The organism is Stenotrophomonas maltophilia group sp. Smal17 (assembly GCF_030237045.1).
Classification (GTDB): Bacteria; Pseudomonadota; Gammaproteobacteria; order Xanthomonadales; family Xanthomonadaceae; genus Stenotrophomonas; species Stenotrophomonas forensis.
Window position 1 is genome coordinate 1 of sequence record NZ_JASJSU010000122.1, and the last position, 11,622, is coordinate 11,622.

Genomic DNA, 11,622 nt, shown 5'->3' on the forward strand with positions numbered 1-11,622 from the left:
ACGGCGCTAGCAACGCCTCCGTCGAGCAAGCTCGACGCTACACGCTCATATGCCGTCGGCATCATTCCGGCCAACACCGCCGCTCTCGCTTCTGTAGAGTCGAGCTTGCTCGACTGCTGTTGACGGCGCTAGCAACGCCTCCGTCGAGCAAGCTCGACGCTACGCGCTCATATGCCGTTGGCATCATTCCGGCCAACACCGCCGCTCTCGCTTCTGTAGAGTCAAGCTTGCTCGACTGCTGTTGACGGCGCCAGCAACGCCTCCGTCGAGCAAGCTCGACGCTACGGTGTTGCGGCGCGCGAGCGCTGCAGCCAGTCATTGATCGCCGGGTCCAGCCGCGGGTCGTCCGGCAGCTGCAGGCCGAAGCGCTGCTGCAGCACCTCGCGCACGTCACCGACATCGTGCAGCGGGCGTTTGTCCGGCGCTTGCCCCGGGCGGTACTCGGTGTAATTGCCACTGCCGATGGTGCGGCGCCAGTCCGGCCCGGTCAGCGAGGCGCGCAGCTGGCCCGGGAAGCTGGAGTCGGGGTGGGTGCACACGTACCAGTTACCCACCACGTTGTCGATCGGCGCAGGCGCCTGCAGGTCGAAGCGGTACATCGCCCGCCAGCCATCGCTGGATTCGGCCGACAGCACGAAATCGCCGTCATCGCCCAGCCGCTGCAGCAGGTAGCGCTCGTGTGGCGTGGCCTGCGGTGCGGTGTCGTGCAGGCGTAGCGGCACGGTGGGGGTCAGGCTGCCGAAGCCGGCATCGACCAGCCAGTCCTCGCCTTCCACATGCACGCGCAGCAGCAGATGGGTCCGTGCGGTCAGCTCGCCATCCTGTGCCGCCAGCAGCACGCGTGCGCTCAGCGGCTGGGCATCGAAGCCCAGCGCCTGCAGCAGCGCCAGCAGGCCGCCATTGAGTTCGAAGCAGTATCCGCCCCGGCGCTCGTCGAGCAGCTTGCGCTGCACGCTGTCCAGGTCGATCGGTACCGCGTCACGCAGCAGGCAGCTGAGCGTCTCGAACGGCAGCAGCGCGTTGTGGCGTTGCTGCAGCAGTGACAGGCCGGCCAGGGTCAGCGGGGGTGGTGCATCCAGCTGCAGGCGCTGCAGGTAGCGAGGGATATCAAGCGTCGTCATGCGGGCACCGGGCAGGGGAGGGACGTCCACTGTGCGCCCCCAACCGGGGTTGAGGTCAAGCGCAGCGCCGGTGTCATGCCCCCGTCGCCTGTGCCCGGTACAAAGGCCGCGTCCGCCCGCGAGCGTCGCAGTGGCACGAAAACGGGCCTAAAGTTGCCGGGAATCCAGCCGATACAGGTGCGTCCTTCCGCCTGGAGTCTGTCATGTCGGCCGTCGTTCCCCACCTCCGGTCCCTGCGCACGCATCTGGCCCGCCTGCGCGCGGCGTCGCCCGGCGTGCTGTCGTCGAGCGTGCTGTCGTCGAGCTTGCTGCTGTGGCTGCAGCCGCACCGGCTCAGCGTAGCCAACAAGCTCAAGGCAACCCTCTGGGTCTGTGGCCTGGGCCTGGTGGCAATCGCCGCGGTCTACGCCTGGACCGGCCACGCCAGCGCGCAGGCCGCACGCAATCAGGCCAGTTACCAGCGCGGCAGCGACCTGGCCGCCAGCCTGGCCACGCGTGTGGCCGAAGCCCGGCGCCTGCAGACCCAGTATGCGCGCAGTTTCGATGATGCTGACCGCAACCAGTTGCTGGCCACGCAGAAGGCACTGCAGGCCGACCTGCAGGCGCTGCGCGCGATACCGATGGATGCCGGGCGGCGCAAGGCGCTGCAGGTGCTGACCGAAGCCGCGGACGCGTTCTCTCAGGGCGTCGCGGCCCTGTTCGAACGGGTCGACGAGATGGGCCGGGGTGATGCCGGCCTTGCCGCGCAGCTGCAGCAGGCCGCCGACACCCTGCAGGCGCAGGTCGATGCGCTGCAGCGCCCCTTGCTGGCGCTGTCCCTGCAGAAGATGCGCCGGCAGGAAGCATTGCTGCTGCTCGACGGTGACTCTGCCCATGCCGACCGTGCCAGCGAAGAGAAGCTGCCGTTCGACCTCGCGCTGGCCGGCCTGTCCACCGATGTGCAGGATGCCCTGCGCAGCGGCATGGAGGCTTATCAGGTCGCCTTGCTGGGTTACACCGCCGCCCGGGTCGGCCTGGATGTAGAGGCGCAGTCGCTGCTGGATACCGCCGCCGGAGTGGCGCCGGCACTGGCCGCCTTCCAGCAGGCCCAGGTGGCGGCGCTGGCCGAGGCACAGGCGCGCCAGCAGGCCGGCACGCGCGCCATGAGCGTGCTGTTCGCGCTGACCCTGCTGCTGGTTGCCGGCGTGCTGATCACCAGCCTGGTGCTGGTCCTGCGCGCGGTGCGCCAGCCGATCCAGGACACCCTGCGCTTCGCCAGCGATATCGCGGACGACCGCCTGGACACCTCCCTGCGCGTATACAACGCCAATGATGAGATCGGCCAGCTCGCCCAGCGCCTGGTCGACATGCAGCAGCGCCTGCGTGCGCGCATCGAGACCGAGCGCGCGGTGGCGCGCGGCAATACCCGCGTGCGCCAGGCGCTGGACAGCGCACAGACCGGCCTGATGGTGATCGATGCCGAAGGGCTGGTGGCTTATGCCAACCCGGCGCTGCTGCAGCAGCTGGACCTGCAGGCTGACGCGCTCGTGGCCAGCGAAGCGGTGCGCCTGCATCCGGCGCTGGCCAGCCTGGCCGGCGTACGCCAGCGCGAAGAACGCGAGATCGGCCAAGACGGCGTCCGCTACCAGCTGATCGCCAATCCCATCACCGACGAAGGACAGTTCCTCGGTGTGGCGGTGGAATGGCGCAGCCGCGCACTGGAAACCCTGCTCGAAACCGAAGTGGCTGCACTGGTCGACGCCGCCGCGCACGGTGACCTGCACGGTCGCATCGTGCTGGACGGCAAGCAGGGCTTCGTGCGCACGCTGTCGACCAGCATCAACCGCCTGCTGGCGACCTTTGAAACCAATCTCGGCGACCTGCAGGCGCTGCTGGCCGCGCTGGCACGCGGCGACCTCAGCGTGCGCATGGACGGCGACCTGCAGGGCGTGTTCGCGCGCATGCGCGACGATGCCAACGCCACCGTCGCGCAGCTGGGCCGCATCGTTACCCGCATCCAGCAGGCCACCTCCAGCCTGGATACCGGCGTTGGCGAGATCGTCGCTGGCCACCACGACCTGTCGCAGCGTACCGAGCAGCAGGCGGCCAACCTGGAAGAAACCGCGGCGTCGATGCATGAGCTGACCGACACCGTGGGCCGCAATGCCGACGCGGCCGGTCGCGCCGATGCGCTGGTCAAGGGTGCGGCAGCGGTGGCCCAGCGCGGCGGTGACGCCGTGGGCCAGGTGGTGGCGACCATGCACGGCATCAGCGAAGCCTCACGGCGGATCGGTGACATCACCCAGCTGATCGATGGCATCGCCTTCCAGACCAACATCCTTGCACTGAACGCAGCGGTGGAAGCGGCACGTGCCGGCGAGCAGGGCCGCAGTTTCGCCGTGGTGGCCGCGGAAGTGCGCCTGCTGGCCCAGCGCAGTGCCGAGGCAGCCAAGCAGATCAAGGGATTGATCGAGGATTCGGTGGCGCGTGTCGGGCAGGGCAACCAGCAGGCCGAGCAGGCCGGCACCACGATGGGCGAGATCGTCGGCAGCGTGCAGCAGCTGGCGGACCTGCTGGCCGGCATCCGCAGCGCATCGCAGGACCAGCATGCTGGCATCGCACAGGTGAACCAGACCATCGTGCAGATGGAAGCCAGTACCCAGCGCAATGCCAGCCTGGTGGAAGACGCCGGTGCCTCGACTGCACAGATGCAGGCGCAGGTGCATGCCCTGGCCGAAGCGGTGGGAGCCTTCCGCCTGCAGCCGGCGCGGCAGGCCCGCGCCGCAGCCTGATCCTGCCCCGGTAGTGCCCGTTCTCCAGCAGCGTTTCCACCGCGTCATCGCCCAGCGCGGCGCGCAGCACCTGGTCCACGCCTTCGGCCATGCCCTGCAGCGAGCCACAGACGTGGATCACCGCGCCGCGCTGCATCCAGTCGCGCAGCACATCGGCGGCGGCGTGCAGTCGATCCTGCACATAGCCCCCTCCGCCATCGCGCGAGAACGCCAGGTCCACCCGCGCCAGATGGCCCTGCGCCTGCCAGGCCTCGATCTCGTCGGCAAACAGCAGGTCGTGCGCGCGCTGGCGCTCGCCAAACAGCAGCCAGTGCCCGTGCTCGCGTGCATGCGCGGACTCGCGCAGCAGGCTGCGCAGGCCGGCGATGCCGGTGCCGTTGCCGACCAGCACCATCGGCGCAGCAGGCACCCGATGGAAACCGGGATTGCGATGCACGCGGGCCACGACGCTGGCGCCGATCGGCGCATGCAGCGACAACCAGCCCGAGCCCAGCCCGGCACGACCGGCGGCGTCATGGACCAGCCTGACCACCAGCTCCACCTCGCCGTCGTTCGCGGCGGAGGCGATCGAGTACTCGCGGCCGGGCAGCATCGGCAGCCCGGACAACCACAGGCAGGCATCCTGCACGGGCAATGCGGCATCGGCGTCCGGCAGCTCGCGTTCGCTGGCCAACGCCAGCAGCGTGCGCGGCGCGCCGTCAACCAGCAGCGGCTGCAGGGGATCCAGTCCATGCGCCTTCAGCACTGCACCCGCATGCCGCGCATTGTGGCGGGGCGCGATATGCAGGATGTCACCGGCCTGCCATTGCACATCGGCCGGGGCGGCAAGACGGATACGCCAGATCGCGCCGCCGATGCTGCCCGGGTTGAGGCGGTCGCGGCCGAGCAGGCGCCAGTCGTGCATCCGCGTTGCGGGCGGCAGCACACTGTCATCGGTGGCGATGCCGGTCAGTGCGCCCAGTTGCAGCTGCCACTGGCGCAGGGCCGGCACCGAGGCGGCATCGACATCGATGCGCGCGAACAGTGCGCGTGCCCCGTTGCCGGTCAGCCAGCCATCGACCTGGCGGCCGAAGCCGCAGTAGTGCGGATACTGGCGGTCCCCCAGCGCGAGCAGGCCGAACTGCAGTCCCGACAGGTCCGGTGCCTGCGCGAGCAGCAGGCGTGCCGCGCGTCGGGCGGCATCCGGCGGTTCACCGTCGCCGAAGGTGCTCAACACGAGCAGCGCCTGCGAGGTGGCCTGCAGCTTCGCGGCATCGATGCGCGACAACGGCAGCACCTGTACCGCGTAACCGGCCGCCTGCAGCTTCGCGGCCGCACGCCATGCAAGCTGTTCGGCCAGGCCGCTCTGGCTGGCATGCACCACCAGCCACGGCGCGCCATGGCCTTCGGTGGCGGCCGGCATCGGCAGCGACTGGCGCAGCCCGCGTGCCGCGCGTTGGCTGCGGCGGCGATCCAGGTACAACATCCAGCCGGTGATGAAGAACAGGCTCATGCCCAGGCTGCTGAGCATCACCACCACGCGCCCGGGCAGGCCGAAGTAGCTGCCCGAGTGCAGCGCGAACACGCTGGTGGCCAGCTGGCCGCCCGCGCCCTGGCGATCGTAGGGGCGGGAATCGAGCACCGCGCCGCTGGCCGGGTCCAGCTGCAGCAGATCATGCGCGCGATCATGGTGCCCTCCGCGCTGCGACGGATCACCGGCCATCACCCGCACGTTGAGCGCCTGGCCCGGTTTTTCCGGCAAGCGCAGGTCGATGAAGCCGGTGCGCACGCCGGGCAAGGCATACAGCGTGGCTTCGACGCGTTGCAGGTCCAGCGGGGCATCGATGGCCACCGTATGCTTGGCCGCCGGCGCGACGCCCAACACGCTGTTGGCGGCGCTGCGGTACCAGTCGAACGACCACCACAGGCCGGTCAATGCGCTCATCAGGTAGATCAACAGCACCCAGGTGCCGACCACCGAATGCAGGCTCCACAGGAAACCGCGGCCACTGCGTTTCCACTCCACCGCCAGCCAGCTGCGCCAGTGCCACCAGCGCCGTGGCCAGCGCAGGTAGAGCCCGGACAGGGTGAAGAACAGCAGCGCGATCGCACAGCTGCCGGTGATCCACTTGCCGCGTTCGCCGGCCGCGAGATGACGATGCAGGTCTTCGACGAAATCGAAGAACGCCTGGCCGCGCAGGGCACTGAAGCGCTCGCCGCTGTACGGGTCGAAATACACCCAATGCTCTTTGCCGCCGGCAAAGCGCGCGACCGACGGCCGCTGCCCGGTGGCGTCGACGCGCAGGCGTTGCAGCGGGCGTTCGCTGCCGGCCTGCAGCCGCGGCACCAGCTCGCTGAGCGTGAGCGGAAGCTGGCTGTCGGCGTGGTGTTCGGCGATGGCCGCAAAGCCGGGGTTGGCCGCACGCAGCAGTTCGTCCTCGAAGGACAGCACGGCACCACTGAGGCCCATCACGGCCAGGATGGCACCGGCGGTGATGCCCAGCAGCCAGTGCACTTGGAACAGGATGTTCTTGAACATCGAAGGAGGAGGGCCTGGAAGGCTGCCGCCCGCATCCTGCGCAACAGCAAATGAGAATTAGTCGCGGAATTTTCCGTGGCCCCCTGGCTGCGGTCAAGCGGGGGGTATCGGCCGGGCTGCGCCCGGCACCCGCCGAGGCAACGTCAACGTCAACGTCAAAAGCGGGCTATCCGTGGGATGGCGGGGTGGGTCCGGTTGCGGGGGACGCCGTAAACCCCCCTCCGGGGTCCGGCCCAGCCGCTGGCGGCTGTGCGTTCGGGCGCTTGCGAAGCAGTGCTTCGCAAGCAAAGCGCCCTCACCCTTGGGGGCTTGGCCGCGGCATCCATGCCGCGGACACCCCCGCAACCGGACCCACCCCGCCTTCGACAGGTTCCTGCTGCTGTTGGTGGGTGTCGACCTTGGTCGACACGGTAGATCCACGCCATGCGTGGATGGAATTCTGGTTCATCTGTGCCTCACCTGGGTGGCAACGGAAGGTTCATGCTGTACGGCCACGCAACGCACAGGACATCGCAACTCCATGGCACGGACCCGGGTCGGCATCATCTTCGGGGGCAGGTCCTCCGAGCACGAAGTTTCGCTGCAGTCGGCGAAGAACATCCTCGATGCCCTCGACCGCGAGCGCTTCGAGCCGGTGCTGGTCGGCATCGACAAGCAGGGCCAGTGGCATCTGAGCCAGCCGGACACCTTCCTGCTCAATGCCGATGATCCGTCGCGCATCGCGCTGCATCGCTCCGGCCAGTCGCTGGCGGTCCTTCCCGGCACGGAGCAGGCGCAGCTGCAGCCCTCCGATGCGGCCAGCGTGCTGGGCCAGATCGATGTGGTGCTGCCGATCGTGCACGGCCCGCTGGGCGAGGACGGTGCGCTGCAGGGCCTGCTGCGCATGGCCAACCTGCCCTTCGTGGGTTCGCCGGTGCTGGGCTCGGCGGTGGCGATGGACAAGGATGTGACCAAGCGCCTGCTGCGTGATGCCGGGCTGCAGGTAGCGCCGTGGCTGTGCATCCGTCGCCATCAGGCGGCGGCCGTCGATGTCGAGGCGGTGATCGCGCAGCTCGGCCTGCCACTGTTCGTCAAGCCGGCCAACCAGGGTTCATCTGTGGGTGTAAGCAAGGTCAAGGACCCGGCCGGCTTTGCCGAGGCACTGGCGCTGGCATTGCGCTACGACCACAAGGTGCTGGTGGAGTCGGCGGTGGTCGGCCGCGAGATCGAGTGCGCGGTGCTGGGCAATGCGCAGCCGCGGGCCAGCGTGTGCGGTGAAGTGGTAGTGCACGACGAGTTCTACGCCTACGACACCAAGTACATCAACGAAGGCGGTGCCGACGTGGTGGTACCGGCGGACATCGACGCCGCCACCCAGGCGCGCATCCAGCAGATCGCGCTGCAGGCCTACCAGGCGCTGGAGTGTGCCGGCATGGCGCGCGTGGATGTGTTCCTCACCGCAGACGGCGAGATCGTCATCAACGAGGTCAACACGCTGCCGGGCTTCACCCGCATCAGCATGTACCCGAAGTTGTGGGGTGCCAGCGACGTGGACTACACCAGCCTGATCACGCGGCTGATTGAACTTGCGCTGGAGCGCCATGGGGCAGACAGGCAGCTTCTGTAGCGTCGAGCCATGCTCGACGAAGGGCGTGCCGACCAACGGTCGGCACCCACCGGAGAAAACAGTGCCGGCCAGCGGCCGGCACTACCCTGCGGTCTTCTACCCGCGCTTGCGGAACATCGAGATCACTGCCAGTACCAGGAACACAACAAACAGGATCCAGGCGATGTTGCTGGCAGCACCCGCAATGCCGGAGAAACCGAGCACGGCGGCGATGATGGCGATGACAAAGAAAATGACGGCGTAATGCAGCATGGCGCTCCTCGCAGATGTCCGGGCCGTTGGATGGCGTGGGTCCATCCTCCCGATCTGGCGGTGTGCAACCGGTGATGGCGATCTATGCGGCAGATGAAGCCTTCAGCCTGCGCAGCCCTTCTTCGATGCTGACCTGCGGCACGTAGCCGAAATCGCGCCGTGCCGGCTCCATGCTGTACCAGTGCGGCGTACACAGCTGCTCGGCCAGGAAACGGGTCAACGGCGGTTCGCCACGCAGGCGCAGCAACGGCCACAGCCGCTCGCAGACCGCGCCGATGCGGTAGGCGGTCCTGAAGCTGATCGCCTTGTCCACCGTCGGCGCCCCCACGGCGGCCAGCAGCTTGTTGACCAGCTCGCGCATCGGCAGCGGTTCGCCGTTGGAGATGAAGTACGCCTTGCCGGCGCAGGCCGCGCCCGGTGCCAGGGCTTCGAAGGCGAGGAAGTGCGCCAGCGCGGCGTTGTCGATGTAGGTGGTATCGACCTTGTTGTTGCCGTCGCCGACCAGGCGCAGGCGGCCCTGCCGCGCGCGCTCGGCCAGGCGAGGCACCAGCTGCTGGTCGCCCGGCCCCCAGATCAGGCGCGGGCGCAGTGCTACCGTCGCCAGCGTCGCATCGTTGGCCGCCAGCACGCGTTGTTCTGCAATCGCCTTGGTCGCCGCATACGGGGCCTGGAAATCCTCGCCGTACGGCACTTCATCGGCGCCGAGGCCTTCCACCGGGTGGGTCGCGCGATGAGTCACGCTGGGCGTGGAGGTGTAGACCAGCCGGCTGATGCCATGCGCGCGGCATGCGGCGATGACGTTGTCGGTGCCGACCACGTTGGCCTGGTGGTAGCTGTCATAGCTGCCCCACGCGCCGGCCTTGGCGCCGTTGTGGAACACCGCATCGACGCCAGCCACCGCATGCAGCACCGCCTGCGCATCGGCCAGGTCGCCACGGATCTGGCCCACGCCCATCGCCTGCAGTTCCGGGTAGTGGCTGCGGTTGAACGCCAGCACCTGGTGGCCGCGTTCGACCAGCCCGCGGCACAGCGCCTGGCCAAGGAAACCACCCCCACCGGTGACCAGGATCTTCATGCGCGCTTCTCCAGTTCGGCGCTGGCCCAGACGGCGAGCTTCTCGCGGCCGATCTTGGCGTTGTGACGGATATCGACGGGGAAGGCCGGATGCACCAGGAAGTGCTGCAGGCCGGCCTCAGGCACGCGGGCTGCTGCGTGAGCGCGCAGTGCTTCCTGCAGTGCCGGGCTGTCGGACTGGCCACGCTGCAGTTCCACGCACAGCACCGGCACCTGCGCACCTGCGGCGCCAACACCGACCAGCGCGCTGCGCGCCACGCCAGCGACGGTGTTGAACACCGGCTCGACCTGCTCGGTGTACAGCGGCCCGCGTGCGGTTTCCACGCGCTGCGTCTTGCGCCCGCAGAACCACAGGCGGCCCTGTGCATCGAAGTACCCTACGTCGCCCATGCGGTGCACGATGCGGATGCTGCCATCGGCCAGGGTTTCGCTGATCTTCGCTGCCGCGGTCGCCTGCGGGCGGTTGAAATAGCTGTCGGTGGTGGTCGGTCCGGCCACGGTGATCTCGCCCACCTCACCGGTGGCCAGCACGCGTGCCTGCCCCCAGTCCGGCAGCGGGGCATCATCGATGGCGATGATGCGCACCTCGTTCGGCTCCACCACGCTGCCCACGCAGGTGCCGGCGCCGGCCTCGGTGGCGGCGCGGGTGCGCTCCAGCTCGCGGCCTTCAACCACGGCCACCGGCAGGCACTCGGTGGCGCCATACGGGGTCCAGAACTGCGCATCGGCCGGCAGCAGGCGGCGGATGGTGGCGACCACGTCCGGCGGCACCGGCGCACCGGCCGAGGTCACCCGGGTCACGGTCGGCAGCGGCCGGCCATGCCTGGCCAGCACGCGCATGAGGGCCGGTGAACCGAACAGCTGGGTCACGCCGAAGCGCTGGATGGCGTCGTGCAATCGCGCCGGATCGGCCTGTGCCGGCCGCGTCGGGTCCATGTCCGGGATCACCGAGGTCAGGCCCAGCGCCGGATCGAACAGCGCAAACGGCGGGAAGGTCGGCAGGTCCACCCCACCGGCTTCCATGCCGAACGCGCTGCCCAGCAGCTGGATCTGGCCGACGAAATGTCGGTGACGGTAGACCACGCCCTTGGGCACGCCGGTGGAGCCGCTGGTGAACAGGATCGCCGCCATGTCCTCGCCATCGGTGCCGGCCAGCATCGGCCCACCGTTGGCGCCTGCGCGCTCGAGCGCGGCCAGGGTGGTTCCACCCCAGCCGAGGCGGCGGCCGACAGTGACCAGGCGGGTGGCCGAAGGCGCCCAGCGCAGCGCCAGCCGCGCCACATGCGCCAGCGGGATGCCGATGAAGGCCTCCGGCTGCGCCTCGTCCAGGCACTGCTTCAGCGCGCGCCTGTCGATGCCCGGGTCGACCAGCACCGGCACCGCGCCCAGCTTGAACAGCGCGAACATCAGCAGGAAGAACTCCGGCGACGGCCGCACCATCACCACCGTGCGCACGCCGCGGCCGATGCCGTAGACGGCCAGGCCGGCCGCCATGGCATCGCTGCGGGCGTCCAGCTGGCGGTAGTCCAGGGTCACGTCATAGGCCGCCATGCCATTGCCGGCACCGCGGCGGCCGGGGCAGCGGATGGCGATCTGGTCGGGGCGTTCGCGAGCCAGTTCAGGCAGGCGGGCCGCAATGTTGCAGGGTCCGTTCATCCGTTCATTGTCGCCGCTTACGGAATTTCTTGCGCGGCGGCCCACTTCGTGGAAAATCCGCACCCTCGTTCCTGATTCCGACTGCCGCCCGAGGCGGCTTGCCCATGCAACATCCCTGCATGACCTGCGGCGCCTGCTGCACTCAGTACCGCGTGGCCTTCCACTGGATGGAATCGGACGAGGTCACTCCCGGCGGCGTGCCGCACCAGCTCACCGAGGTGCTCGACCCGCATCGCCTGTGCATGCGCGGCACCCACTCCAAGCCGGTGCGCTGCGTGGCGCTGGATGCGCAGATCGGCGTGTATTCACGCTGCACCATCCACCCCAACCGGCCCAGCGTGTGCCGCGAGGTGGATGCGTCGTGGGAGTACGGCAAGGCCAGCCCGCAATGCGACAAGGCGCGCATCGCCTATGGCCTGGATCCGCTGACGCTGGCCGACTGGCGCTGGCGCGACGAGGCCGGGAACGATGACGGTCATCCGGACGACAACGGCAACAGCCCGTCCTCACCACCGCAGGCACCGGTCGCGGCGTAGTGGTAGTGCCGGCCGCTGGCCGGCAACCTCATGAACCTGGCCGGTGTGCCGACCAACGGTCGGCACCTACCCATTACCTCTTCCGGTG

General features: G+C 69.0%; 7 protein-coding genes and 1 pseudogene. 3 read left to right on the forward strand and 5 right to left on the reverse strand.

The window, feature by feature from the left end:
* Positions 1-281: 281 nt before the first annotated feature.
* Complete coding sequence (locus QRO93_RS19920) at positions 282-1,121, reverse strand: arylamine N-acetyltransferase (protein ID WP_180879948.1); 840 nt, start codon at positions 1,119-1,121, stop codon at positions 282-284.
* Positions 1,122-1,324: 203 nt separating this feature from the next.
* Here QRO93_RS19920 and QRO93_RS19925 point away from each other — a divergent pair, with 203 nt between their 5' ends.
* Positions 1,325-3,892, forward strand: coding sequence for a methyl-accepting chemotaxis protein (locus QRO93_RS19925; protein ID WP_285304334.1), 2,568 nt, complete (start codon positions 1,325-1,327; stop codon positions 3,890-3,892).
* Positions 3,893-3,899: 7 nt separating this feature from the next.
* On the opposite strand, the pseudogene QRO93_RS19930 reads toward QRO93_RS19925, so the two are convergent.
* Positions 3,900-6,410: pseudogene (locus QRO93_RS19930) on the reverse strand (PepSY domain-containing protein); the annotation flags it as partial.
* Between the two features lie 520 nt (positions 6,411-6,930).
* On the opposite strand from QRO93_RS19930, the gene ddlA reads away from it, so the two are divergent.
* Entirely contained in the window at positions 6,931-8,016 is a 1,086-nt protein-coding gene (gene ddlA, locus QRO93_RS19935; protein ID WP_285304335.1) for a D-alanine--D-alanine ligase, read from the forward strand.
* Between the two features lie 96 nt (positions 8,017-8,112).
* Here the strand turns inward: ddlA and QRO93_RS19940 are convergent, their stop codons facing one another.
* The 3 genes from QRO93_RS19940 to oleC all read right to left on the reverse strand — a co-directional run bounded on the left by QRO93_RS19940 (position 8,113) and on the right by oleC (position 10,998).
* Entirely contained in the window at positions 8,113-8,268 is a 156-nt protein-coding gene (locus QRO93_RS19940) for a DUF1328 domain-containing protein (RefSeq protein ID WP_004153593.1), read from the reverse strand.
* A gap of 82 nt (positions 8,269-8,350) precedes the next feature.
* Complete coding sequence (oleD, locus tag QRO93_RS19945; protein WP_049458119.1) at positions 8,351-9,343, reverse strand: 2-alkyl-3-oxoalkanoate reductase; 993 nt, start codon at positions 9,341-9,343, stop codon at positions 8,351-8,353.
* Positions 9,340-10,998: an olefin beta-lactone synthetase gene (gene oleC, locus QRO93_RS19950; protein ID WP_285304336.1), complete on the reverse strand. Its 1,659-nt coding sequence runs from the start codon at positions 10,996-10,998 to the stop codon at positions 9,340-9,342. Before oleC ends, oleD begins: the two co-directional genes overlap by 4 nt.
* 104 nt (positions 10,999-11,102) lie before the next feature.
* Between oleC and QRO93_RS19955 the strand changes: the two genes are divergently transcribed.
* Entirely contained in the window at positions 11,103-11,534 is a 432-nt protein-coding gene (locus QRO93_RS19955; RefSeq protein WP_049458121.1) for a YkgJ family cysteine cluster protein, read from the forward strand.
* Positions 11,535-11,622: the final 88 nt, after the last annotated feature.